Here is a 26,203-nt window from a genome sequence, read left to right as displayed (position 1 = left end):
AGGTAAGTCGGTGAAATCTTCTTCTCAGTGGCGAGGCTCTGCGAGGCAGGTCCTGCCGGTGGAAAGTTTAGGGGGCGGTGTCGCCTGGGGTTTCTTCGGGGGTCTGCGGTGCGGACGCCGGTGGGCGGCCGAGCGGGATGTGGGTGGTGCAGACGTGGGCGCCACCTGCCATGGTGGAGAGTCTGCGCACATCGACGCCGAGGAGTTCGGAGATAATCTCGGTTTCCTGGTCACAAAAGACGGAGAAGTCTTCGGCTAGATCTCGTACGGGGCAGTGGCCCTGGCAGAGCTGGATGGAGGCCAGCAGGTTATCGGGCAGCTTAGACCGCATGCCAACAGTCGGGGCCATTTCGTTGGCGGTGGCGACGAAGCCGTCGTGGGTCATTGCTTCTGCGAGCGCTTCGGCGCGGGCTGAGACGTCATCGCCTGCCGCTTCGACGATGGGGCGGTAGCGCTCTGCCATGTCGTGGGCGCGGGCTGAGGCGAACTGGCGCAGGGCGTCTTCGCCGACGGCGTCCTTCAGCATGGTGAGGGCGTCGCGGGCGATGTCGAGGTAGTCGTTGCCCAGTTCGCTGTGCCCCTGCGGGGCGATGACGTAGCGGCGGGCGGGACGGCCCGCTCCGGCACCGTGCTGGCGGTGGGAGGCAACCTCGATGAGGCTGTTCTTTTCAAGCGCGTCGAGGTGGCGGCGGACGGCTGCCGGGGTGAGGCTGAGCAGTTCACCCAGTTTGGCCGCAGAAACAGGGCCGTGAGTGAGAACTCCCTGGAGCACGCGGTCGCGCGTGCGTTCCTCTGTTTCTGCAGGGCGGGCAGTTTTAGTGGTCACAGTTCTGCCTTTCTCTGCGGAATACACAAATAAAGTATGTCGTAATTGGGGTCCTTTAAGCTAGTAAGGACTACCTATTTAAGGCAGTACGGCAGCAGGCGTCCGCCCAGAGCCGAAACGAAAGGGCTAGAATAGACGGGTGACGACACACCACCTGCCCCCCAGCCTTAGCCCACGTGAGAGCGTATCTGACGCACCCGCGTCCGCCGCTCTCATCATTGACAACCTGGTCAAGGACTTCACCCCCTCCAAGGACTTCGCGCGCAAGCACCCCGAAGCCCTCACCAGCGAGGGGCTCAAACGAGCGGTAGACCACCTCTCCCTCACCATTGAACCGGGTCAGGTAACGGTTCTGCTGGGAGCTAACGGGGCCGGGAAAACCACCACCCTAGCCTGCGCCCAGGGTCTGCTCAAACCCACCGGCGGCAGCATCTCCCTGCTCGGTCGCACCCCCTGGGGGGCCTCCCCTGAACTGCGTGCCCGCGTTGGCATCATGCTGCAGGACGGCGGCCTACCCCCGTCCGTCCGTCCGCTTCCCCTGCTGCGGCACATCGCCAGCATGTACACCAACCCCCTCGACGTTGACGCCCTAGCAGCCCGACTCGGGATTGATGCCTTTAACGGCACCACCATCCGCAGACTCTCGGGCGGGCAAAAGCAGCGGGTCGCCCTGGCAGCTGCCATCATCGGCCGGCCCGACATTCTCTTTCTCGACGAACCCACCGCCGGCCTTGACCCCCAATCACGCAGCGTCGTTTTCGACATCATCCGCGAACAGCGCGACGCTGGCGTAGCCGTTGTACTCACCACCCACCTGCTCGACGACGCCCAGCGCATCGCCGACTACGTCTACATGATTGAGCACGGCAGAGTCGTACTGGCCGGAACCATGGTCCAGGTGCTAGCCAGCGGGCAGGACGACGCCCGCCGCCTCACCTTTACCGCCCCGCCCGGCATCACCCTTGCAGCCATCTGGCCCGCAGGCGACTCCCCCCTGCACCTGGTCGAAGAGCCCCAGGGTCATTACCAGCTCACCGGCCCGCTCACGGCCCAGTACCTAGCCGACCTCACCGCCTACTGGGCAGCCCAGGGCTACATGCCCGGCGAATTCTCCCTGGCCAGCCGAACACTAGAAGACGTCTTCCTCGAACTATCAGGCAGTGATATCCGATGAGCACCACCTCAACAGCAGCACCAGCCCTCACCCGTGTGCTAGCCCAGGGCAAGTTCGAAACCATCGCCATGCTCAAAAACGGTGAGCAGCTCATGCTGAACATCGCCTTCCCCATCATGGGCCTACTGGCACTTGCCTACACCGGCTTTCTCGACCCCTGGGCGAACCGCTACGGGGTAAGCCGCGTCGACATTGCTGTGCCCGGCGTGCTAGCCCTGTGCGTGCTCTCCACCGCGCTCTCAGGTCAGGGTATTGCCACCGGCTTCGACCGCCGCTACGGGGTGCTGCGCTTTATCTCCACCACCCCGCTCGGCAAGGGCGGCCTGATCGCGGGCAAGGTGCTGGCGGTGCTCGCGGTCCTCCTAATTCAGTACCTGCTGGTGGGGGCACTCGGCCAGCTGCTGGGCTGGACGGCCACCGTGCCCGGCGTCCTCATGTCCCTGCCGACCCTCTTACTGGGGGCAGCCTGCTTCACCTCCCTGGGGCTACTCATCGCCGGGACCGTGCGTGCCGAAGCAACCCTGGCTATCGTCAACATGGCCTGGGTGCTGCTGGCCGCAGCCGGGGGAATCCTGATTCCCACCGACCGCTACCCCAGCTGGCTGGGCTCCATCATCGACCTGCTGCCCTCAGCCGCCTTAGGCAACGCCCTGCGCGGGGACTACATCTACCACAGCTTCTTGCTGCTCCCCCATCTCATCCTGGTAATAGCAACCGTCGTTTTTACCACCCTGGCCACCCGATTCTTCAAATGGTCAGCCTAACCTGACCCACACCGTCCGCAACCCTCGTGAAGGAAAGCTCCATGCCGACCACGCACACACCCACCCCCGGCGCCAACCAGCAAGCCAGCCTGGGTGAAAAACTTATCCCCCGCTCCTACACCCGCTGGATCAGACAGACCGCCTGGGCCGTAGCCATCGCCAACATCGTGCTCATTATCTCCGGCGGCGTCGTCCGCCTGACCGGCTCCGGCCTGGGCTGCGATGCCTGGCCCCGCTGCACCTCAGACGGCTCCTGGACCACCACCCCCGAAATGGGCATCCACGGCATGGTCGAATTCGGCAACCGCCTACTAACCTTCGTACTGGTTGCCGTTACCGTCATCGCCTTCCTGGCGGTGCTGGGAGTGGTATTCCCTAAGCGCCTTTCCCCCATCTCTTTCCTGTGGGGACTTCTCGTTGGTGCCCGCCCAGAGGCCTACAAAGCTGGCGGCCTGGGCGCCTGGTTCGAAGCCCGCTGTCTCGTAGCCCCTCGGTCTCGTTACTCCGATCTCTTTAACCTCACCCTACTGCTGCTCTGGGGTATTCCGGTGCAGGCTGTGGTCGGCGGTATTTCGGTCTGGCTGCGCCTCAACCCCTGGATGATTACCGCCCACTACATGCTTTCAGCCCTGATGATCATGATCGCCGGTATCTACCTCAACCGCGTCTACCGCTACTTTGAGGGAACCGCAGCCCGCGAAGGTCTTTCCCCCGCTGGCCAGTCTCGGGGTGCGGACGCCGCCGCCCCCGCGTCCGCCCATCTCATGCGGGCACTCGGTTGGATCGGTGTGGTGCTGGTTGTTGCGCTGATGTTCATGGGCACCGTTACTACGGGCACCGGCCCGCACGCCGGGGACGCCGAAACCCACCGCCACGCTTTTAACCCGGTGTGGGTGACCCGCCTGCACGGTTCTCTTGTGTGGATTTACTGCGCTTCGGTGCTGGGCTTCTTTGCGCTGTGGCGGTCAAAGGGGTGGGCCCCTATCTTTGGGAAGTCTCTGGCCTTTGTGCTGGCGGTGCTGGGCTACCAGGCTATCGTGGGTTACACCCAGTACTTCAACGGGCTGCCGATTTGGCTGGTGGAGATGCACCTGATCGGGTCGGGTGTGTTCGCTCTGGCGGCGTCTTCGCTGTTTGAGCGTCAGCTGGTGCTGTCATCCCCCGCTGCGCGCGAGAAGGCGGCGGGGCGCGTCCGGACGGCGTAGCCCTCCTCCTCCTCCAGTAGGTACCATCTAAATCAGAAAAACCCACCAACTAGGTGGGTTTTTCTGATTTAAATGGTCTTTTCCACAGGCGCGCGCCAATGCTTCATAGAGGCGTCATCACTGCACCAACTTACTACCGTGTCAGGGCTCATTCCCTTGAATTTTCTCGCTTCACCCGCCTTCAGGTTATCCACAGACTGCACTGGCTCTAGCAAAAGTGAGACTGCATCAGTGAGTCTAGAGCCATGTCAATGCATGAATACATCAACGCAGTCCGCACGGCCCGGCAGCTTCTGAACCAGGGCTACACCTACGACCACATCAACCGAGACGTAAAAACCCAGAAACTCACACGCGTCAGAAAGGGTATCTACTGCCCAACAGCCTGGTGGGACTCCCTGAAACCCTATGAAATCTACAGAGTCCAGATCGCCGCAGTACACCTGTCAGACCCATCTACCACTTTTTCGCACGCCGCTGCCGCTTGCCTACACGGATTAGCTCTAGCGAAAACCCCGCCAGCAGTCGATATCGTTGGCCCACCAGATTCACGCGGACGGGCTGCCGGAACCCGCAAACATTACACCTACAAACCGATAGAGGAGCACAGGACGCTCGTGGGCGGCTTGAGAGTGACAGGCTTGCTTCAGACGGTGGTAGATTGCGCGCGGTATCTTCCCGTAAACGAGTCAACCGTCATCGCAGATAGTGCCTTGAACCAAAAACTGGTGAGTGTGGAGGAACTCTCACACGAGCTTTCTCAGATAGTTGGGTGGGGTTCTCGCAAATGCCGAAGGGTTGCACTGGGTATGAGCCCCCATGCCGAAAGCCCGGGTGAAACCTTACTTCGTCTTATCTTGATTGATGCGGGTCTGCCAGCACCGGCCGAACAGGTTGAGGTAACCGTTGGCGGGCTACGTTTCAGGCTTGATTTGGCCTACCCTGATCAGATGATTGCCCTTGAGTTTGATGGCGAGGTCAAGTATGAGAACTTCGGCCCACGACAAGATGCTGAGTGGTCTGAGCGCCGTCGGGAGTCTCTTCTCCAAAATTCGGGGTGGACAGTCCGCCGGTATCGATGGGTTGATCTTATGACACGTCGGGCAGAAATCGTTGCCGAAATCCGTTACCTCCTTAACCGCTAGCGTCCGCCAGAAAAGACCATTTAAATCAGAAAAACCCACCTAGTTGGTGGGTTTTTCTGATTTAGATGGTACCTACCTGTTTAGAGGGGGAGCACCGGGCCGCCCACGAAGGGGTCGACTGCGAGGGCAATGAACAGCACGGTCAGGTAGGTGATTGAGCCGTGGAAGACCACCATAGCTGTCCGGCTGGTTGCCTGCTCCGCCAGCGCCAGGCGGTGCAGCTTGTGGCAGTGGTAGAGGAACCAGGCCCCAATCAGCACAGCGGTCGCCGTGTACACCCAGCCAGCGCCGCCCAGGGGCACCAGCAGCAGGGAACACATCACCATGGCCCAGCCGTACAGCACCACCTGCACCGAAACACTCTTAGCAGAATCGGTCGCACCCAGCATGGGAATGCCGGCGGCCCGGTAGTCCTCGGCGTACTTCATCGACAGAGGCCAGTAGTGCGGGGGTGTCCAGAGGAAAATCACCATAAAGAGCACCACAGCTGCCCAAGAAATGGTGTTCTCTACAGCCGCCCAGGCGATAAAGACCGGCATGCAGCCCGCCAGGCCGCCCCAGACGATGTTCTGCTTGGTGCGCTTCTTCAGCCACAGGGAGTAGAAGACAACGTAGAGGAAAATCGCTACGACACCGAGACCGGCAGCCAGCGGGTTCACCAGGAAGTAGAGATACACGATTGAAACAACCGACAGCACCCAGGCAAAGATAAGGGCTTCCCGGTCAGTCAGCTCGCCGGTGACCAGCGGACGCTTCTCGGTGCGCTTCATCAGTCGATCAGCTTCGCGGTCGATATAGCAGTTGAAGGCACAGGACGCACCAGCGGCAAGTGACCCGCCAATCATGGTGTGGAGCACCAGCCAGAGGTTGGGAAAGCCACCGGCAGCAAAAATCATGGTGGGCGCGGTGGTTACCAGAAGCAGCTCAATAATTTGAGGCTTCGTGAGGTGAATGTAGGCCCTAATTTTACGACCCAGGGAGACGCGGCCGGGTGCAGGCGCAGCGGGGGTTTGCTGGCCTTCTTCGGTACGGTCGATCACGGTGTTGATGCCATGGCCCTTCACGTATGCTGACTTCCCTTGACTGTTGTGTGTTCAGCTCTTCGGTTCCCCCGCCGGGTGATTCACTATGTGAAACAGGTAGCGGTTTTCGGCGTGTTGGGGTGCGGACGCCGTCTGCGCGCCCGGGTGCCCCTCACACCGATTTTTGGGGTGGTGCCCATCACTTTTAGCCGGGGTTGGCCGGTTTGTGAGCACGCCAAAAGAGCTTTTGGTCAAATTACATCGTATAACGCCTACCTACCCCCTGGCTAATAGATTAAGCGCACCCCTAAAGCGGGGGCGTCCGCTGAGAGGCAAACCAAGCCCACATATGCGCAGGTGAACTATCCTGGAAGTAGCGTCTTTTGCCGGTTTTACCGTGTGCTTGTGTGGGCTTGTCTCGCTGGGCGTCGGTGGGCGGGTAGAAGGATAAGTTTGATGAATATTTCTGGGTAGCCAGATTGAGAGAGGACGGCTGATGCCTAACCTGAATCAGAAGCTTGAATGGACCGAGAAAGACCAGCGCGCGGTTGATACCGCTCGCGTGCTTGCTGCGGACGCCGTTGAGAAGGTTGGCTCGGGCCACCCCGGTACCGCGATGAGCCTGGCTCCTGTGGCCTACCTGCTCTTCCAGAAGGTCATGCGTCAAGATCCCCGCGATGACCGCTGGGAGGGTCGTGACCGCTTTATTCTCTCCCCCGGCCACACCTCACTGACCCTGTACAACCAGCTGTTCCTGGGTGGTTTTGGTCTGGAACTTGACGACATTAAGGCCCTGCGCACCGCGGGCGCCCTGACTCCCGGCCACCCCGAATTTGGCCATACCAAGGGCGTCGAAATCACTACCGGCCCCCTGGGCCAGGGTCTGGCGTCCGCTGTGGGCTTTGCCTACGCCCAGCGTCGCATGCGCGGCCTCTTCGACCCCGAAGCTGCCCCCGGCACTTCCCCCTTTGACCACACCGTATTCACCATTGCTTCTGAGGGCGATGTACAGGAGGGTGTGACCGCCGAGGCGTCCGCTCTGGCCGGCCACCAGCAGCTGGGCAACCTGGTCGTGATCTACGACCGCAACCACATCTCCATTGAAGATGACACCGACGTCGCCTTCACCGAGGACGTCGCAGCCCGCTACGAGGCCTACGGCTGGGACGTTGCCAAGGTCGATTGGACCGCTGGCGGCGACTACAAGGAAGACGTCGAGGCCCTCTACGACGCTATCGTCGCAGCAACCAAGGTCACCGACAAGCCCTCCTTCATCGAGCTGCGCACCATTATCGGCTACCCCGCCCCCACCAAGCAGAACACCGGTGGCATCCACGGTTCCAAGCTGGGTGCCGACGAAGTTGCAGCCACCAAGAAGGTACTGGGCTTCGACCCCGAACAGCACTTCGTGGTAGAGCCCGAGATTCTTGAGCACACCCGCGCCCTGGTTGAGCGCAGCGCAGCTGAGCGCGACGAGTGGCAGAAGTCCTTCGATGCCTGGGCTGCCGCCAACCCCGAGCAGGCCAATCTCTACGAGCGCCTGGTTGCTGGCGAGCTCCCCGCCGAGCTTGATGAGGCCCTGCCCACCTTTGAGGCTGGCACCTCCATCGCAACCCGTGCAGCATCGGGCAAGGTCATCAACGCAATCGCTCCGGTTCTGCCCGAGCTCTGGGGCGGTTCAGCCGACCTGGCAGGGTCAAACAACACCACCATCGATACCGAGAAGTCCTTCAACCCCGAGTCCCGCTCCACCAAGAGCTGGACCGGTCACCCCTACGGTCGTGTGCTGCACTTCGGTATTCGCGAGCACGCCGCCGCAGCTATCACCAACGGTATCGCGCTGTCTTCGCCCACCCGTCCTTTCTCCGGAACCTTCTTCGTCTTTACCGACTACCAGCGCCCGGCCGTCCGCCTGGCAGCGCTCATGGGTGTGCCCAACATCTTCGTCTGGACCCACGACTCCATCGGTCTGGGCGAGGACGGCCCCACCCACCAGCCCGTTGAGCACCTGACCGCTATGCGCGCAATCCCCAACCTCGATGTTGTGCGCCCCGCTGACGGTAACGAAACCGCTGTAGCCTGGCGCAAGATCCTGGACATCAAGGACCACCCCGCCGGCCTGGTGCTCTCCCGCCAGAACCTGACCAACGTGGCCCGTGAAGACCTGCACGCGGACGCCGAGGGCGAGAAGTTCGCTTCAGCTAACGGCGCTGCCCGCGGCGGTTATGTGCTGGCTGATACCGAAGGCACCCCCGACGTCATCCTCATTGCCACCGGTTCTGAGGTCGAGGTTGCCCTAGCTGCCCGCACCCAGCTGGCAGAAGAGGGTATCGCCGCCCGCGTTGTCTCCATGCCCTGCCGCGAGTGGTTCGCAGCCGAGTCTGCCGAGTACCGCGAGTCAGTCATCCCCTCCGCAGTTAAGGCCCGCGTGACCGTTGAAGCCGGCCTGGCCATGCCCTGGATGGACATTCTGGGCGAAGCAGGCCGCGCCGTTTCCCTGGAACACTACGGTGCCTCAGCCTCCGCCGAGGAACTCTTCGCCGACTACGGTTTCACCGCCGAGAACGTCGCAGCCAAGGCCCGCGAGTCCATCGCCGCTGCCCGCTAACCGAACGTCAAGTTAAGGAAAACATTATGACTACCCCCACCCAGAAGCTTTCAGACGCAGGCGTCTCCATCTGGCTCGATGACCTCTCCCGCGAGCGCCTCACCAGCGGTAACCTGCAGGAGCTCATCGACACCAAGAACGTGGTCGGTGTAACCACCAACCCCTCCATCTTCGCTGCCGCTCTGTCGAACGGCGCAGCCTACGCCGAGCAGATGAAGAAGCTGGCAGCAGAGGGCACCGAAGCAGAGGCAGCTGGCTTTGCTGCCATGATTGACGACGTGCGCGACGCCTGCGACGTGTTTGCCCCCATCTACGAGGCAACCCAGGGCTTTGACGGCCGCGTCTCCATCGAGGTCTCTCCCCTGCTGGCCCGCGAATCAGCTGCAACCCTGGCCCAGGCTAAGGAACTCTACTCAGCAGTTGGCCGCGACAACGTCATGATCAAGATTCCCGCCACCGAAGAGGGCCTAGAGCCCATCGCTGAGGCCCTGGCTGAAGGTATCTCGGTCAACGTCACCCTGATTTTCTCCCTGGAGCGTTACCGCGCCGTCATCAACGCCTACCTGCTGGGCCTCGAAAAGGCACTGGAAAACGGTAAGGACCTCTCAAAGATCCACTCCGTTGCCTCCTTCTTCGTCTCCCGCGTCGACACCGAAATCGATGCCCGTCTTGAGGCCATCGGCACCGACGAAGCCCTCGCCCTGCGCGGCAAGGCCGGTGTAGCTAACGCCCGCCTGGCCTTCGAAGTCTACGAGCAGGCCTTCTCCTCCGAGCGCTGGGCTCGTCTGGAAGCCGCAGGTGCCAACCGCCAGCGTCCGCTCTGGGCATCCACCGGCGTGAAGAACCCCGCCTACCCCGACACCCTCTACGTCACCGAAATTGCAGCCCCCGGCACCGTCAATACCATGCCCGAGGCAACCCTCAACGCAACCTTCGACCATGCAGAGGTTGCCGGTAACGCTATCGAGGGCACCTACGAGGAATCCACCGAGATCCTCAACCAGCTCGAAGCTGTAGGTATCTCCTACAACGACGTGGTAGAAAAGCTGGAAACCGAAGGCGTTGAGAAGTTCGAGGTCTCCTGGAAGGAACTGCTCAACACCGTCACCGCCGCACTGGCTGACAGCAAGTAGTACCGTTTCACGCTGAGGGTGGGGGTCGTATCCCCCACCCTCACTGCACCCGCTCACCATCACCCCAGCCCGGCGGCAAGCACCCGCCGGCGGTGGGCACTAGTACACTAGAACAAGAGAACCGCGGCAGCACCCACACCTTTCACAGCTGCCGCCCCAACCAACCTGTGAAGGATTCACGGCGGTGGCCAACACTCACGATTCAAACCCCCTGCGCGACCCGCGCGACCGCAGACTGACCCGCGTGGCAGGCCCGTCCTCCCTGGTCTTCTTCGGCGTCACCGGCGACCTTGCGCGCAAGAAACTACTCCCCGCGGTCTATGACCTGGTTAACCGCGGCCTGCTCCCGCCCAGCTTTGGCCTGGTGGGTTTTGGACGCCGCGAGTGGAGCCACGAGGACTTCCAGCAGGAGGTGCGCGGGCACGTTGAAGCCCACGCCCGCACCCCCTTTCGCGAGGACGTCTGGAACCAGTTCGCTGCCGGCATTCGCTTTGTCACCGGCACCTTCGACTCCGATGAGTCCTTTGAAAAGCTCAAGGCAACCCTGGCAGAGCTCGACGAAACCCGAGGCACCCGCGGCAACCACGCCTTCTACCTGTCAATTCCTCCCAAGGACTTCGACCAGGTACTACAGAAGCTAGCCGATCACGACCTGGCCAACCACAACCAGCACGAGGGGTGGCGCCGTGTGGTTATCGAAAAGCCTTTCGGCCACAACCTCGAAACCGCCCGCGAGCTCAACGCCATTGTTGAGCGGGTCTTCCCCGCCGATTCGGTCTTCCGTATCGACCACTACCTGGGCAAGGAAACCGTGCAGAATATTCTGGCCATGCGCTTTGCCAACCAGATGTTCGAGCCCCTGTGGAACGCCACCAACGTCGACCACGTGCAGATCACCATGGCCGAAGACATCGGCATCGGTACCCGCGCTGGCTACTACGACGGCGTGGGCGCTGCCCGCGACGTCATTCAGAACCACCTGCTGCAGCTGCTGGCACTCACTGCCATGGAAGAGCCCGTCAGCTTCAACGCTGAGCACCTGCGCGCCGAGAAGGCCAAGGTGCTTGAGGCAGTCCAGATTCCCGATGATATTGCCTCAGCCTTTGCCATCGGCCAGTACGCTGCCGGCAACCAGGGCGGTGAAGAGGTCAACGGCTTCTTTGACGAGAACGACATTCCCGCCGACTCCCGCACCGAAACTTTCGCCGCCCTCAAGCTGAACATAAACACCCGCCGCTGGGCGGGCGTGCCCTTCTACCTGCGCGCGGGTAAGCGTCTGGGCCGCCGCGTCACCGAAATTGCCGTGGTCTTCAAGAAGGCTCCCAACCTGCTCTTTGGCGGCAGCGCCGATAGCTCCGGCCAGAATGCGATTGTGATTCGCGTGCAGCCCGATGAGGGAATGACCCTGCGCTTTGCCTCGAAGGTGCCCGGCACCCAGATGGAAATCCGCGACGTCAACATGGACTTTGGCTACTCCCACTCCTTCACCGAAGAGTCCCCCGAGGCCTACGAGCGTCTGATTCTCGATGTGCTACTGGGCGAGCCCCCGCTCTTCCCCCGCCACGAAGAGGTCGAACTCTCCTGGAAGATTCTTGACCCCTTCGAAGAATACTGGGAAGAGAACAAGATCAAACCCGAAGCCTACGCACCCGGTTCCTGGGGCCCGGCTTCCGCCCACGAAATGCTAGAACGCGACGGCCGTGCTTGGAGGCGCCCATGATGAAGAAACTCAAAGACACCACCGTGGGCGAGGTTGCCAAGGAGCTCTCCCGCCTGCGCAGTGAGGAGGGGGCAACCACGTCCTCTCGCGTGCTGACCCTGGTTATTCTGGCTGAAAAGGGGCACTCCAAGACCGCGGTTGAGGCGGCCCTGAAGGCCTCCTACGAACACCCTTCCCGCATTATCGTGCACATTGATTACGGTCAGGACGCCGATGATCGGCTCGATGCCCGCATTTACGTGGGCGGCGACGCGGGTGCTTCAGAACTCATCATTCTGCGCGGGTACGGTTCAGCGGCTGTTGCTACCGAGTCCCTGATTTCGGGGCTGCTGCTACCCGACTCCCCCATCGTTGCCTGGTGGCCCCACTCGGTCCCCGAGAACCCAGCAGAGCACTCGATCGGCAAGATTGCCCAGCGCCGTATCACCGATTCAGCCCGTGCCTACGACCCCCTGGGTGTGCTAGAGAAGCTGGCTGCCAGCTACAAGGACGGCGACACCGACCTGGCCTGGATTCGCCTGACCCTCTGGCGTATTCAGATTGCTGCTGTCTTCGACCAGATTGAGCCTGCCCCCGTCAAGCGCGTGATGGTCTCCGGTTCATCCATGAGCCCCTCGGTTGTTCTGCTCGGTGCCTGGCTGGGTGACCGCCTGGGCGCTGAGGTGCACCTGCGCACCACCGACGTGCAGCGCGGCCTCTACAAGGTAGAACTTGAACGTGAAGACGGCTCCATCATCATCCACCGCCCCGGTCGCAACATTGCTACCATTTCTTCCCCCGGTGTACCCGACCAGCAGATTTCCCTGCCGGCCCGCTCCCTGGCTGACTGCCTGGCAGAAGAACTGCGCCGCCTTGACCCCGATGAGGTCTACGGCGAGGTGCTCAAGTCTGTTGTCGCCAGTGGCAACATCGTGGTGGATGTTAATTCCGATGACGTTCACGATGACAACGCTGATTACACGGAGGTCTACGATGCCTAACCCTATCGTCGTTCCCCACCTCGATAAGGCCCAGCTGCAGCTGGCCGGTGCCACCCGCATCATCAATGTAGCTGCCACCGCTGTGGCTGCCCGCGGTATTGCCCACCTCTCGCTGACCGGTGGCACCATGGGCATTGCGGTACTTGCGGGTATTGCAGAAAACCCTCTGAGCGCTACCGTGGACTGGTCCAAGGTTCATTTCTGGTGGTCAGACGAGCGGTTTGTGCCGCGCGGCCACGCTGATCGCAACGAACAGCAGGCCAAGGACGCCTGGCTCACGTCCCTGGGACTACCGGAGGAGAACCTGCACGTCATGGGTGCCTCAGATATTTTTGACACCCCGGAGGAAGCTGCCGAAGCCTACACCGCTGAGCTGGCTCGCTACGCCCCCGAGGGTGAGGCGTCCCCCCTCTTTGGCCTGACCCTGCTGGGTATGGGACCCGATGGCCACATCGCCTCCCTCTTCCCCGACCGGGCCGAGATTCTAGAGGCTGAGGCCACCGCCCTTGCGGTGCACAACTCCCCCAAGCCCCCGCCCACCCGCGTGAGCCTGACCCTGCCGGTGATCAACTACTCAGAGCGCATCTGGTTCCTGGTTGCCGGTAGCGACAAGGCCGAGGCAACTGCCCGCCTGCGGGCGGCGTCCGCTCTGCCTGAAACCCAGCTAACCGCCGAGATCCTCACCCAGACCCCGGCAGCTGGGGCCCGCGGCCTGCTCGAAACCCTGATTCTGGCAACCGAAGACGCCCTCGGCTCAGCTTCCTAAAGTTCAGGTATTCAGAGACAAAAAAATTCCCGCCTACCGGTGAACCGGTAGGCGGGAATTTTTGATGTAAGCCTAGATAACAGCAACCTCAGAGAAACGCATCACCAGGGCGTAACCGATGATCGCGAAAGCCCACAGCAGAATTACTGTGACGGTCAGGCGAATCAGGTTTTTAGATGCCATGCCCGAAGAGTTCAGTGAGGTGGTCATGCCACCACCGAACATATCTGAGAGGCCGCCGCCCTTACCGCGGTTCAGTAGAACCAGCAGGATGGTAAGAATGCTCGCGATAGCGATCAGGACCATCAGGATAATCTTGAGGGTTTCCACGCAGAACCTTTCAGTCGGGTTGAAGGGCGTTTCGAAGCGCCACCAATCTACTATACCCCTAGTTAGGGTATTTTTTAGGCCTTGTATCGTGCGATGTTAGCGAATTCGGTGGCGTCGAGGGATGCACCGCCCACCAGTACGCCGTCGACGTCTGCCTCTGCCATAATCTCGGGGGCTGATGCTGCCTTGACGGAACCGCCGTAGAGTACACGAACCTTATCGGCGACCTCTGCGGAGTAGAGCTTGGTCAGTTCCTCGCGGATAGCCTTGCTCATTTCCTGGGCGTCAGCTGCGGTTGCAACCTTGCCGGTACCGATAGCCCAGACGGGTTCGTAGGCTACGACCAGGGTCTCAGCCTCTTCTGCGGTCAGACCCTCGATGGAGCCGCGCAGCTGGTCCAGGGTGAAGTCGACGTGCTCGCCGGCTTCACGCTTGTCGAGGCCTTCACCGACGCAGAGTACGGGGGTGAGCTCGTTGCGGTAGGCAGCCTGTACCTTAGCGGCGCAGACGGCGTCGGTTTCACCGTGGATGGTGCGGCGTTCTGAGTGGCCGACCAGCACGTAGGTTGCGCCGAGCTTCTTGAGGAAGACACCGGAGATGTCGCCGGTGTAGGCGCCGGAGTCCTGGTCTGAGAGATCCTGGCCGCCGTAGACGATGTTGAGCTTGTCGCCGTCAACGAGGGTCTGTACGGAGCGGATGTCGGTGAAGGGAGGGAAAACGGCAACTTCGGCGGTGTCGTAGTCGAAGTTGGTGTCGTCCAGGGTCCAGGCCAGTTTCTGGAGCAGGGTCACACCTTCGGTGTGGTCCATGTTCATCTTCCAGTTGCCTGCGATGAGGGGCTTGCGAGTCATTGGCTCGTTCCTTTCGCGAAATCTTGAGGTAGGTGGGCAGGACGTAGCGGGTGCGCCCGTCCTGCCCGCTGGTGGTTTAACCGCCGGGTGGCTTACTGCCACGTGGTGTTGTTTTAGGCGCCGAGTGCTTCGAGGCCGGGCAGGGTCTTACCTTCGATGTATTCGAGGGAAGCGCCGCCGCCGGTGGAGATGTGGCCGAACTGGTCGTCGGAGAAGCCCAGGTTGCGCACTGCTGATGCTGAGTCGCCGCCACCGATGATGGAGAATGCCTCTGACTCGACGAGGGCGTCGGCTACTGCCTTGGTGCCGCTTGCGAAGGCTTCAATTTCGAAGACGCCTACGGGGCCGTTCCAGAAGACCAGCTTAGCTTCCTTGATCTTCTGGGCGAAGAGTTCGCGGGTGGCGGGGCCGATGTCGAGACCCTCTGCCTTGGCGCCCAGCTTGCCGCCGGTGAGGTCTTCGATGGGGCGGATTTCGGTGTTAGCGTCGTTGGAGAAGTCATCTGACCAGACGATGTCTGAGGCGATGATGAGTTCGGTACCCTTCTTGGGGGCTTCTTCCATGTAGCGCTTGCAGTTTTCGATCTGGTCTTCTTCCAGCAGGGACTGGCCGATCTCGTAGCCCATGGCCTTGGCGAAGGTGTAGCCCATGCCGCCGCCGATCAGCAGGGTGTCTGCCTTGCCGATGAGGTTGTCGATAACTGCCAGTTTGTCTGAGACCTTAGCGCCACCCATGACAACGACGAAGGGGCGGTCGGGGTTCTTGATGACCTTCTGCAGAACGTCAACTTCGGTCTTGACCAGGTCGCCCAGGTATGCGGGCAGTTCCTTAGCGATGTCGTACACCGAAGCGTGCTTGCGATGCACAGCACCGAAGGCGTCATTCACGTAGGCGCCGTTCTCGCCGGTCAGGGCTGCCAGCTCTGCTGCGAATTCGGCGCGCTCGGCGTCGTCCTTGGAGGTTTCGCGGGCGTCGTAGCGTACGTTTTCAACAACGAGCAGTTCGCCGTCCTTCAGCGCCTCGGCCTTAGCCTTGGCGTCCTCGCCCACCAGGTCGGTTGCGATGATGACGGGGAAGTCTGCCAGTTCTGCCAGGCGTTCTGCGGCGGGCTTGATGGAGTACTGGGGGTCTACCTGACCCTTGGGACGACCCAGGTGGGCGGTGACGATGACGCGGGCACCGGCATCGGTGAGCTTCTTGAGTACGGGCAGGGAGGCGCGGACGCGGCCGTCATCGGTGACGACGCCGTCCTTGAGGGGTACGTTCAGGTCGGAGCGGACGAGAATGCGGCGGCCTGCTACGCCACCGTCAATGAGCTCTGCGAGAGTCTTAGCCATGGGAGTTTTCATCTCCATTGTTTGTGAGGGTAAATGGGGTGGACACCAGGGCGGTGCCGGGTATAGGTAAGGGTTAGCGAACCGCGCGTATGCGCGTCGATTCGCTAACCCTATCCTATTGCTGTCTCATGAAAGACCGGTGGATGACAGCTTAGAGAGCTGCAACTACCTTGTTGGTGAACATGACCAGGCGTGAAACGTAGCCGTATTCGTTGTCGTACCAGGCGATAACCTTGACCTGGTTGCCGATGACCTTGGTCAGGGGTGCGTCGAAGACGGTTGAAACGGGCTCACCTTCGATGTCCTTGGAGACGATGGGCTCCTCGGAGTAGGTGATGATGCCCTTCATGGCACCCTCTGCTGCTTCCTTGACGGCTGCGTTGACCTCTTCAACGGTAACTTCGCGTGAAGCGGTGAAGGTCAGGTCGGTGATGGAGCCGGTGGGGGTGGGAACGCGAACTGCGAAGCCGTCCAGCTTACCCTTGAGTTCGGGCAGAACCAGGCCAACAGCTGCTGCTGCACCGGTTGAGGTGGGAACCATGTTCAGGGCTGCGGCGCGGGCGCGGCGCAGGTCTGAGTGGGGGGCGTCCTGCAGGCGCTGGTCAGCGGTGTAGGCGTGGATGGTGGTCATCAGACCGCGCTCGATACCGAACTTGTCGTTCAGTACCTTAGCCATGGGTGCCAGGCAGTTGGTGGTGCAGGATGCGTTTGAAACGATGTTCATGGTGGCTGAATCGTACTGGTCGTCGTTGACGCCCATAACGAAGGTGCCGTCGATGTTCTTACCGGGTGCAGAGAGGATAACCTTCTTGGCGCCAGCTTCGAGGTGAGCCTTTGCCTTCTCACCGTCGGTGAAGAAGCCGGTGGATTCGAGAACAACGTCTACGCCGAGGTCTGCCCAGGGCAGGTCTGCGGGGTTGCGCTCAGCCAGAACCTTGATTTCCTTGCCGTTGACGGTCAGGCCGTTTTCAGAAACAGCAACTTCGCCGTCGAAGCGACCCATGATGGAGTCGTACTTGAGCAGGTGTGCGAGGGTCTTGACGTCGGTCAGGTCGTTGATAGCAACGATTTCGAAGCCTTCGCCGTGCTGCTGTGCTGCGCGGAAGAAGGTACGACCGATGCGGCCAAAGCCGTTAATAGCTACGCGTACAGTCACTGAAATCAAACTCCTAGATACAGTTAGTGACGTTGGTGGACGAGACGCCGGTTCTGGCGTTTCATCGCCGAACTTGGGAAAACGTGGTTCCTTCAGCTCAAGCGGGTGAGCTCTCGTCCGGTTCGTTAACCATCATACCCTGTTTATGTGAGTTTTGGTGTGTTTCTGTCGTTTTTTTAAGTGGACTTACGTGCGTTTATGGACGCTTGACCCCCGTTTTGACCTGCAAATATGGGTTTTGTCGGGTGAGAGCATGAGGAAGACCACCCAGTAAAGGGCAAACCAACAAAAACCCACACAGCCTAGTTGGGGTGGTTTGTGCCGTTCACGCCCGCTTCAGTACCCGGGATTCCACGCTCGGCGGCTCGCTTATCGGCCATGGCAATCAGGCGGCGGATACGACCGGCGATAGCATCTTTGGTCATGGGTGGTTCAGCCAGGCGGCCCAATTCGTCAAGGGACGCCTGCTTGTGGGCAACCCGCAGTTCACCGGCGTAGCGCAGGTGCTCGGGCACCTTATCGCCCAGGATTTCCAGAGCCCGTTCAACACGGGCACCGGCGGCGACAGCGGCCTGGGCTGAACGGCGCAGGTTGGCGTCGTCGAAGTTAGCGAGGCGGTTAGCGGTCGCGCGAACCTCTTTACGGGCGCGGCGTTCCCGCCAGTTATCGAGGGCGTCAACAGCACCCATGCGCTCTAGCAGCAGGGAGATGGTCTCACCGTCGCGCACGACCACCCGGTCTACTCCGCGCACTTCGCGGGCCTTGGCAATCACGTCGAGTCGGCGGGCGGCACCGACCAGGGCTAGGGCAGCCTCGGGGCCGGGGCAGGTAAATTCCAGGGCGGACGAACGCCCGGGCTCGGTCAGCGAACCGTGAGCCAGGAAGGCCCCGCGCATGACAGCTTCAGCATCGGCCAGGGAGCCGTTGACCACGGCAGGGGGTAGACCGCGGACGGGGCGGCCGCGTCCGTCTAACAAACCGGTCTGCCGGGCCAGCGCCTCACCGCCCTGATCAACGCGAACAACGTAACGCCCGCCCCGGCGCAGCCCGCCACCGGAGATAGAGGTAATGGAAGCCTCATGGCCGTACATTTCGGCGATGTTATAGCGCAGGCGCTCTGCGGTGGTTTCGAGGTCAACTTCAGCTTCGACCACGATTTTGCCTTGCACGAGGTGCAGACCGTTCGTGAAGCGCAAGATTGTGGCTACCTCAGCTTTGCGCACGGATGAGCGCGTGGCTTCGTAGTGTGCCAGCTCTTCTTTGACCGATGCCGTCAGGGCCATGCGGGTCTTCCTCCAAAGTTGTGTCTGCTCTCGTAAGCGCGGGGTGCCGGTGTGTGGTCGGCGTTAGTGTTTGAAGACGTGCTTGTAGGCAGCTGCTAGTTTGAGGGGGTCGTGCACGCCGGGTTGGTCAGCTTCTGCCACATCAGCCCAGAGCACCTTCGCCCCTAGCTGGGCTGCTACATCTTCAAATGTCGTGCCTTCTCCTGCGGCGGCGGGATCAGCGATGACTGTATTAACCCTAATTTCTGGAACGTATTCACGCAAAACGAGCAGGTGGTCTGCGGCACTCATGCCGCGGGTTTCTTGTGCATCCAGTTCGAGATTCATGACCAGGCAAATTTTGGCGCTGGTGTTAAGAATGGCATCGCGTAGCCCGGGTAGGAGCAGGTGCGGCAGCAGGGAGGTAAAGAAGGAGCCGGGGCCCAGCACCACCCAATCTGCCTCGTGCACCGAGCGGACGGCGTCCGGGCAAGCGTCGGTGTTCTCTGGCAGCAGGCGGACCTTGTCGACCCGCCCTGCCTTGGCCAGGGTTGCCTGCCCCTGGACGGTATCGCGGAAGGTCACCCCGTGCTCGTTGGTGCTGATGATGTCGCCCTCGATGACAAGCGGACGGGTGGCCATGGGCAGTACGCGCCCGCGGGCATTGAGCAGGGCTCCAGCCCAGTCCAGGCCAGCGATAGTGTCGCCCAGCAGCTCCCAAAGGGTGACAATCAGTAGATTGCCCAGGGCGTGGTTTTCTAAAGCAGTGGGACGATCTGCACTGCGAGAGGTGAAGCGGTGCTGCATGACATCGCGCCAGGTGCGACCCCAATCGGTATCGTCGCACAGAGCTGAGAGGGCCATACGCAGGTCACCGGGCGGGAGCACGTCCAGTTCTTCCCGGAGCTTGCCCGAGGAGCCACCGTCGTCCGCCACGGTCACCACGGCGGTCAGAGCGGTGGTAATGAGCTTGAGGGCAGATAGGGAGCCGTAGAGGCCGTGCCCACCACCCAGGGCAGTGACGCGCACGGGTAGGTCGTGCCCCTGGGCAGTGACAGGCAGTAGTCCGGTTTCGGGGAACCGGCTCATGCGGGTTGCCTCAGACATTATTCTCGCCCCATGTCGCGGTGGTGCACGGAGATGTTGACATCTTCCATCTCGCTCAAACGGCGGGCGATTTCTTCGCTTACGGCCACCGAGCGGTGCTTACCGCCGGTGCAACCGATAGCGAAGGTAGCGTAGAGCTTACCCTCACGGCGGTAGCCGGCGATAACGGGCTGCAGGGCAGCGATGTAGTTGCTGATGAACTCTTCAGTGCCGTCCTGAGCGAAGACAAAGTCGCGGACGCCGGCGTCCTGCCCGGTCTGGGCCCGTAAGCCGGGCACCCAGTGGGGGTTGGGGATGAAGCGCATATCGGCCATGTAGTGAACGTCCGAGGGGGTGCCGTACTTAAAACCGAAGCTCATGACGGTGATGTTGACCAGGCGTTCCTTGCCCGGAGCGTAGGTTTCACGCACCTTCTTAGCCAGCTGGTGGATATTCATGCCGGTGGTATCAATGACGTAGTCAGCCTCTTCTTGCAGGCCAGCAAAGATACGGCGTTCTTCGGCGATAGCTTCTGCAACCAGACCTCCCTGTTGCAGGGGGTGGGGGCGGCGCTGAGCCTCGTAGCGGGCGATGATGTCCTTATCGGCGGCGTCCATGAAGAGCATGGAGAAATCGATATCTGAGGCACGGAGCTTGTTAATAGCCTCGGGCAGGTCGGCCAGCTGTCGGCGGGCACGAATATCGATGCCCACAGCTACCTTGGGGAGTTTGCCCGGTGAATCTTTGACGAGCTGGGCCAGGGAGCCGAGCATCTGCGGGGGGATGTTATCGACCACGTACCAGCCCTCGTCTTCGAGGGTGTTGGCTGCGGTGGATCGACCGGCTCCCGAGATACCGGTGATCACAAGAATTTGCGGCTTGACGGTCTGCTCGCTGGAGTTGGGTGACATGGGTGGGGGTCTCTCGCTTCCACGAATCATTCGGTTGGTACTTCTAGCTTAGTGCACTGCTTCACTCTCGGGTTCATTCCCAGGTCCCGGAGCAAAGCGTTCCCGTATTTTCTGGGCCATAGCGGGGCCAATGCCCGGTACCTCTTGAAGTTCTTCGGCGCTTGCTTCAGAAAGCTGTTTGAGAGAGCCAAAGTGTTTGATGAGGGCTTCGCGTTTGGCGGGGCCCAGCCCGGGTACGGTGTCGAGGGCTGATTTGACCATTTCTTTACCCCGCTTAGAGCGGTGGAAAGTGATAGCGAAGCGGTGGGCTTCGTCGCGGATGCGCTGAATCAGGTAGAGGGCGTTAGAGGTTCTGGGCAGAATGACGGGGAAGTCATCGCCCGGTAGCCATAGCTCTTCAAGGCGCTTGGCGATACCGACCACATAGATATCGGTAATACCCAAATCTTCGAGGGCACGGGTCGCGGCAGCGACCTGGGGCTGGCCGCCATCCACCACAACCAGGTTGGGCGGGTAGGCAAACTTAGCGGGTTCCTTGGCGTGTAGGTCATCTTCGCTGATTTGGCCGGACGCCCGCACCCGGGTTCCGGGGGCCTCGTCGGTGAGGTAGCGGCGGAAGCGGCGGTAGATGACGTCGTACATACTGGCGGTGTCGTCGCGGGCGGCGTCCCCGGTGACGGAGAACTTGCGGTAGTCGCTTTTCTTGGGCAGGCCGTCTTCAAAGACCACCATGGAGGCAACCACATTGGTCCCCTGCACGTGGGAGATATCGTAGCACTCAATGCGCATGAGGGCCTCGGGCAGTTCCAGGGTTTCTTGGAGTTCCACCAGGGAGGCCGAGCGGGTGGTGAGGTCCCCTGCCCGGCGGGTCTTGTGCAGGGTCAGGGCCTGTTTGGCGTTCTCGGCAACGGTTGCCATCAGCTCAACCCGGTCGCCGCGCTGGGGCACGCTAATGGTCACCTTGGCTCCGCGCACACCTGAGAGCCATTCTTCGAGCTTCTCGTGGTTTTCGGGTAGGACCGGCACGTTGATGTGGCGGGGTATCTCGTTGAGGTTGTGGTTGATCTCTTCCTCGGTTGACCCAGCGGCCAGGGCGGCAGCGGCCTCGCCGTAGACCTGAACCAGTAGGTGGTCGACCAGGGCTTCGGGGGTGGAGTCTTCGACCTTCTCAACGATCCAGCCCCGCTGGCCGCGAATGCGTCCACCGCGCACATAAAACACCTGCACCGCAGCTTCTAGGTCATCTTCAACAAAGTTGAACAGGTCGGCATTCACCGAATCGGGCAGCACCACGGCGTTGCGTTCAAAAGCCTTGGTCAGGGCTTCGATGTCATCGCGCAGGCGGGCAGCCTTTTCAAAATCAAAGTCGGCGGCGGCGTCCTTCATCTGCCGAGTCAGGTCGGCAATGAACTTCTCGGCTCCCCCGGCCATGAAGGAGCACAGGTCCTCAGCAATTTTCTGGTGGTCTTCGCGGCTCACCCTACCCACACAGGGGGCGGCGCACTTGTCGATGTAGCCCAGCAGGCAGGGTCGGTCGGACGCCTGCGCCCGGTTGAAAACGCCGGCTGAGCAGGTGCGCACCGGGAAGACCCGCAAGAGGGCGTCAAGGGTTTCGCGGATAGCCCAGGCCTGGGAGTAGGGGCCGAAATAGCGCACCCCCTTCTTCTTTTCCCCGCGCATGACCTGGGCGCGCGGGAAGCGGTCTTTAAGGGTGACAGCCAGGTAGGGGTAGGACTTATCATCGCGGAAGGCGATGTTGAAACGGGGCTTGTATTCCTTGATCCAGGTGTACTCCAGCTGCAGCGATTCGAGCTCGCTGCCCACCACCGTCCACTCCACCGAGGCGGCCGTGTGCACCATAGCGTAGGTTTTGGGGCTCAGGGAATCTACGCGGGCAAAATAGGAGTTCAGGCGGTTGCGCAGATTCTTGGCCTTACCCACGTAGATAATACGACCCACCTCGTCGCGGAAGCGGTAGACCCCGGGGTTGGTAGGGATTTCGCCGGACGCCGGGCGGTAGGAGGCAGGATCGGCCACGTGTATCAGGTCCTTTGAGCTAGGTCAGGAGCGGCAGGAGCCTCTAGCCCGCGCTGGGTGCTGGGCTAGATTCCCCCGTCGCGTTCTGCTGACGGTGAGACGTTGTATTCATTTTTGCGGGGCTGGCCAGAGAGCTGGGCGATAGCGTCCATAATCTGGTCGGTGGTCTGGCGGCGCTGCTTGCCACTCATACGCTCCCCCAGTTTTTCGAAGGTCATGGGCTCCCCCACCCGCACCGTAAAACGGTGAGGGTAGACCATGTTGGAGCCCGGCTTTTGAATCTTATCGGTACCAATCAGGCCGATAGGCACTACGGTGGCCCCGGTCATGTGAGCCAGCCAGGCTACCCCGATTTTTCCCTTATAGAGGTAGCCATCGCGGGAGCGGGTGCCCTCGGGGTAGATACCGAAGACCTTGCCCTCGTTGAGGCGGTCGAGGGCAGTTTCGAGGGCCTTCATGGACTCTTTTTTGTCGGTGCGGTTGACCGGAATAATGTCGATGACCTGGAAGAGGGTCTTCATGGCCTTGCCCTTAAGACCCGGTGAGTTGACGTACTCAGACTTGGCGAGAAAGGCAACCCGGCGGGGCATGAGGGCTGAGATAATCACGGAGTCAAGGAAGGCCAGGTGGTTGGAGGCCACGATGACGGGGCCCTCAGCGGGGAAGTTCTCAAGGCCGGTCACGCGGGCGCGGAAGACGGTACGGAGCAGGGCTTCGACGGTCTTTTGAGTTGCCTTGTATTTGAGGGACATGAGAACTCCTTGGTGCACAGCTGGCAGGGCCTACCGTGGCAGGCACCCCACCCGGGGTATGCTTTTTGAAATTTTAGGGCTGTTTTGACCTATTTAGCATACCCCGGCGGGGTGCTGCCCTAGAGCATCTCAGCTAGGAAGCGGCCGGTGTGGGATTCGGGAACGGTTGCCAGCTGCTCGGGGGTACCGGTTGCCAGCACGGTGCCACCGCCGTCGCCGCCTTCGGGGCCCATGTCGATGAGCCAGTCGGCGCTCTTGATGACGTCCAGGTTGTGCTCGATGGTAATGACGGTGTTGCCCTTATCCACCAGGCCCTGTACCACTCCAAGGAGCTTGCGGATATCTTCAAAGTGCAGACCGGTGGTGGGCTCATCGAGCACATAGATGGAGCGGCCGTTAGAACGCTTTTGCAGTTCGGTAGCCAGCTTGACGCGCTGGGCTTCACCACCGGAGAGGGTGGTCGCGGACTGGCCCAGACGCACGTAGCCGAGGCCCACGTCCACCAGGGTATCGAGGTAGCGCGAGATCTTGGTGAAGGCGGCGAAGAATTCGGCGGCTTCAGAGACCGGCATTTCAAGGACGTCGGCAATGGTCTTGCCCTTGTAGTGCACTTCGAGGGTCTCGCGGTTATAACGCTTGCCCTTGCAGACCTCACAGGGCACGTAGACATCGGGCAGGAAGTTCATCTCGATCTTGAGGGTGCCATCGCCCGAGCAAGCTTCGCAGCGCCCGCCCTTGACGTTGAAGGAGAAACGACCGGGCTGGTAGCCGCGCATCTTGGCTTCGGTGGTTTCTGCAAAGAGCTTGCGGATGTGGTCAAAGACGCCGGTATAGGTCGCCGGGTTTGAACGCGGGGTGCGGCCGATGGGCGACTGGTCCACGTGGATAATCTTGTCGAGGTGCTCCAGGCCGGTAATGGTCTTGTGACGGCCCGGCACCTGCTTGGCCCCGTTGAGCTTATTCGCCAGGGAGGTGTAGAGAATATCGTTGACCAGGGTGGACTTGCCCGAACCGGAGACGCCGGTGACGGCGGTGAGCACACCCAGGGGGAACTCGACGTCCACGTTCTTGAGGTTGTTTTCGCGGGCACCAATGACCTTGATGGTGCGCTTGGGGTCAACCGGACGGCGGGTGGCGGGCACCGTGATGGCGCGGCGTCCGGCCATGTAGTCACCGGTCACGGAGTTTTTATTCTCAAGGAGCTCGGCAAAGGTACCCGAGTGCACGATCTGCCCGCCGTGCTCGCCAGCGCCGGGGCCAACGTCCACAATCCAGTCGGCTTCCTTCATGGTGTCTTCGTCGTGCTCCACCACGATGAGGGTGTTGCCCATGTCGCGCAGCTTGGTGAGGGTTTCAATCAGTCGGCGGTTATCGCGCTGGTGCAGGCCGATGGAGGGCTCGTCCAGCACGTAGAGCACGCCCACCAGGCCGGAGCCAATTTGGGTTGCCAGGCGGATACGCTGGGCTTCGCCGCCCGAGAGGGTACCCGCAGAGCGGGCCAGGTTCAGGTAGTCCAGGCCCACATCGAGCAGGAACTGCAGGCGGGCATCAATTTCTTTGAGCACCAGCTCAGCAATCTTAGCCTCGCGCTCACTCAGGGCCAGCGAGCGCATGAAGGTGAGGGCATCGCGCATGGGCATGTCGGTGACGTCGGCAATGGACTTGCCGCCGACGGTGACGGCCAGGATGGTGGGGTTGAGGCGGGCGCCGTTGCAGGAGGTGCAGGCGACCTTACGCATGTACTGTTCGTAGCGGTCTTTTGACCAGTCTGATTCGGTTTCTTCGTACTTGCGTTTGATGTAGGCGCTGGCGCCCTCGAAGCCGGAGGTGTAGCGGCGTTCGCGGCCGAAGCGGTTTTTGTAGGCGACGGTGACCTTGTAGTCCTTGCCGTTCAGGATAGCTTTTTTGACCTTGGCGGGAAGGTCTTTGAAGGGGGTGGCGAGGTCGAAGTCGAGTTCGTCGGCGAGACCGGCGAGGAGGCGTAGCCAGTATTCGCTGGTTGCCTTGCCGGTGGCCCAGGGGGCGACGGCTCCCTCGGCCAGGGAGAGGTCGGGGTTGGGCACGATCAGGTCGGTGTCTACTTCAAGGGTGGAGCCGATGCCGTCACAGGCGGCGCAGGCGCCGAAGGGCGAGTTGAAGGAGAAGGCGCGGGGTTCTACCTCGGTGACGGCCAGGGGGTGGCCGTTGGGGCAGGCCAGGTTTTCGCTGAAGGAGCGGGTGCGGCCCGGGGCGTCGGAGTCCTCGTCCACGAAGTCGATGAGCACCTTGCCGTCGGCGAGCCCCAGCGCGGTTTCGACGGAGTCGGTCAGGCGCTGGTGGACGCTCTCCTTGATGGCGATACGGTCAACGACGACCTCGATGGTGTGCTTGTACTGCTTTTCGAGTTTAGGCGGGTCGGTGAGCTGGATGACCTCGCCGTCCACGCGGGCGCGGGCGTAGCCGGCGGTAGAGAGTTCCTTGAAAAGGTCAACGAACTCGCCCTTACGGGCTGAGACCACGGGGGCGAGTACCTGCAGGCGGGTTTTCTCGGGGTAGTCCATGAGCGTATCGACGATTTGCTGGGGGGACTGCTTGGAGATTTCCTCGCCGCACTCGGGGCAGTGGGGGTGGCCTACGCGCGCCCAGAGTAGGCGCATGTAGTCGTAGATTTCGGTGATGGTGCCGACAGTTGAGCGCGGGTTCTTAGAGGTAGATTTCTGGTCGATGGAGACAGCCGGTGAAAGGCCCTCGATGAAGTCGACATCGGGTTTGTCGACCTGGCCCAGGAACATGCGGGCGTAGGAGGAGAGGGATTCGACGTAGCGGCGCTGGCCCTCGGCGAAGATGGTGTCGAAGGCGAGGGAGGATTTGCCCGACCCGGAGAGGCCAGTGAAGACGACCATGGCGTCGCGGGGGATGTCGAGGTCGACGTTTTTGAGGTTGTTTTCGCGGGCGCCCTGCACACGGATATGGGTGAGGTCGTTGCCGGTGGGTTGTGTGGCTGAGCCTGCCATGAGTCACCTATCTAAGAGATTGTTTCGAAGATATATTCTATAGGGTTTGCGTGGGCGATGAAAGCGTCTCTCCCTCCCGGTTTGTACCGCCTCCTGCTCATTCTGGGGTCTTAAAACGGGCAGGGCATGGTACAAAGTGGTGTGA

21 protein-coding genes are annotated in these 26,203 nt (G+C 61.3%); 9 read left to right on the top strand and 12 right to left on the bottom strand.

Annotation, left to right across the window (positions count from 1 at the left end):
* Positions 1–67: 67 nt before the first annotated feature.
* Positions 68–826 (bottom strand): helix-turn-helix transcriptional regulator, encoded by a 759-nt coding sequence (locus L6963_RS10615; RefSeq protein WP_237206844.1) that lies wholly within the window; start codon positions 824–826, stop codon positions 68–70.
* Positions 827–965: 139 nt separating this feature from the next.
* Between L6963_RS10615 and L6963_RS10610 the strand changes: the two genes are divergently transcribed.
* The 4 genes from L6963_RS10610 (at position 966) to L6963_RS10595 (ending at position 5,114) form a co-directional block, all read left to right on the top strand.
* Positions 966–2,000 (top strand): ABC transporter ATP-binding protein, encoded by a 1,035-nt coding sequence (locus L6963_RS10610; protein ID WP_237206845.1) that lies wholly within the window; start codon positions 966–968, stop codon positions 1,998–2,000.
* Positions 1,997–2,764, top strand: coding sequence for an ABC transporter permease (locus L6963_RS10605; protein WP_237206846.1), 768 nt, complete (start codon positions 1,997–1,999; stop codon positions 2,762–2,764). Before L6963_RS10610 ends, L6963_RS10605 begins: the two co-directional genes overlap by 4 nt.
* A gap of 41 nt (positions 2,765–2,805) precedes the next feature.
* A complete protein-coding gene (locus tag L6963_RS10600) occupies positions 2,806–3,969 on the top strand; it encodes a COX15/CtaA family protein (RefSeq protein ID WP_237206847.1) in 1,164 nt (387 codons plus the stop codon).
* 809 nt (positions 3,970–4,778) lie between these two features.
* A complete protein-coding gene (locus L6963_RS10595; protein ID WP_237195883.1) occupies positions 4,779–5,114 on the top strand; it encodes a hypothetical protein in 336 nt (111 codons plus the stop codon).
* 80 nt (positions 5,115–5,194) lie between these two features.
* On the opposite strand, the gene L6963_RS10590 is transcribed toward L6963_RS10595, so the two are convergent.
* The gene (locus L6963_RS10590) at positions 5,195–6,154 is read right to left on the bottom strand and encodes a heme o synthase (RefSeq protein ID WP_423816782.1); all 960 of its coding nucleotides are present in this window, start codon (positions 6,152–6,154) and stop codon (positions 5,195–5,197) included.
* Between the two features lie 478 nt (positions 6,155–6,632).
* Here L6963_RS10590 and tkt point away from each other — a divergent pair, with 478 nt between their 5' ends.
* From tkt to pgl, 5 genes are all read left to right on the top strand, one after another.
* Positions 6,633–8,744: a transketolase gene (gene tkt / locus L6963_RS10585; protein ID WP_237206848.1), complete on the top strand. Its 2,112-nt coding sequence runs from the start codon at positions 6,633–6,635 to the stop codon at positions 8,742–8,744.
* 26 nt (positions 8,745–8,770) lie between these two features.
* Entirely contained in the window at positions 8,771–9,877 is a 1,107-nt protein-coding gene (gene tal, locus L6963_RS10580; protein WP_237199906.1) for a transaldolase, read from the top strand.
* 184 nt (positions 9,878–10,061) lie between these two features.
* Positions 10,062–11,597, top strand: a complete 1,536-nt coding sequence (gene zwf / locus L6963_RS10575; RefSeq protein WP_185172973.1) for a glucose-6-phosphate dehydrogenase — start codon at positions 10,062–10,064, stop codon at positions 11,595–11,597.
* On the top strand, positions 11,594–12,577 hold the full coding sequence (locus L6963_RS10570) for a glucose-6-phosphate dehydrogenase assembly protein OpcA (protein WP_237206849.1): 984 nt from the start codon (positions 11,594–11,596) through the stop codon (positions 12,575–12,577). Before zwf ends, L6963_RS10570 begins: the two co-directional genes overlap by 4 nt.
* A complete protein-coding gene (gene pgl / locus L6963_RS10565) occupies positions 12,570–13,343 on the top strand; it encodes a 6-phosphogluconolactonase (RefSeq protein ID WP_237206850.1) in 774 nt (257 codons plus the stop codon). Before L6963_RS10570 ends, pgl begins: the two co-directional genes overlap by 8 nt.
* Positions 13,344–13,415: 72 nt before the next feature.
* Here pgl and secG read toward each other — a convergent pair whose 3' ends face one another.
* The 10 genes from secG to uvrA all read right to left on the bottom strand — a co-directional run bounded on the left by secG (position 13,416) and on the right by uvrA (position 26,058).
* Positions 13,416–13,673: a preprotein translocase subunit SecG gene (gene secG, locus L6963_RS10560; RefSeq protein WP_237206851.1), complete on the bottom strand. Its 258-nt coding sequence runs from the start codon at positions 13,671–13,673 to the stop codon at positions 13,416–13,418.
* 74 nt (positions 13,674–13,747) lie between these two features.
* Positions 13,748–14,524 (bottom strand): triose-phosphate isomerase, encoded by a 777-nt coding sequence (gene tpiA / locus L6963_RS10555; protein WP_237206852.1) that lies wholly within the window; start codon positions 14,522–14,524, stop codon positions 13,748–13,750.
* Between the two features lie 113 nt (positions 14,525–14,637).
* Positions 14,638–15,861, bottom strand: a complete 1,224-nt coding sequence (locus L6963_RS10550; RefSeq protein WP_237206895.1) for a phosphoglycerate kinase — start codon at positions 15,859–15,861, stop codon at positions 14,638–14,640.
* 151 nt (positions 15,862–16,012) lie between these two features.
* On the bottom strand, positions 16,013–17,017 hold the full coding sequence (gap, locus tag L6963_RS10545; protein ID WP_237185603.1) for a type I glyceraldehyde-3-phosphate dehydrogenase: 1,005 nt from the start codon (positions 17,015–17,017) through the stop codon (positions 16,013–16,015).
* A gap of 302 nt (positions 17,018–17,319) precedes the next feature.
* Positions 17,320–18,300 (bottom strand): DNA-binding protein WhiA, encoded by a 981-nt coding sequence (gene whiA / locus L6963_RS10540; protein WP_237195868.1) that lies wholly within the window; start codon positions 18,298–18,300, stop codon positions 17,320–17,322.
* Between the two features lie 63 nt (positions 18,301–18,363).
* Positions 18,364–19,386: a gluconeogenesis factor YvcK family protein gene (locus L6963_RS10535; protein ID WP_423816781.1), complete on the bottom strand. Its 1,023-nt coding sequence runs from the start codon at positions 19,384–19,386 to the stop codon at positions 18,364–18,366.
* Complete coding sequence (gene rapZ / locus L6963_RS10530; protein WP_237195866.1) at positions 19,386–20,276, bottom strand: RNase adapter RapZ; 891 nt, start codon at positions 20,274–20,276, stop codon at positions 19,386–19,388. Before rapZ ends, L6963_RS10535 begins: the two co-directional genes overlap by 1 nt.
* A 48-nt stretch (positions 20,277–20,324) precedes the next feature.
* Entirely contained in the window at positions 20,325–22,313 is a 1,989-nt protein-coding gene (gene uvrC / locus L6963_RS10525; RefSeq protein WP_237206853.1) for an excinuclease ABC subunit UvrC, read from the bottom strand.
* A 65-nt stretch (positions 22,314–22,378) separates the two neighbouring features.
* Entirely contained in the window at positions 22,379–23,065 is a 687-nt protein-coding gene (locus L6963_RS10520) for a lysophospholipid acyltransferase family protein (protein ID WP_237206854.1), read from the bottom strand.
* Positions 23,066–23,184: 119 nt separating this feature from the next.
* Positions 23,185–26,058, bottom strand: coding sequence for an excinuclease ABC subunit UvrA (gene uvrA / locus L6963_RS10515; protein WP_237206855.1), 2,874 nt, complete (start codon positions 26,056–26,058; stop codon positions 23,185–23,187).
* Positions 26,059–26,203: the final 145 nt, after the last annotated feature.

This window comes from Rothia nasimurium (assembly GCF_928392795.1).
GTDB lineage: Bacteria > Actinomycetota > Actinomycetes > Actinomycetales > Micrococcaceae > Rothia > Rothia nasimurium_F.
Note: the sequence above shows the minus strand (reverse complement) of the source record. Positions and strands in the feature narration are given on the sequence as shown.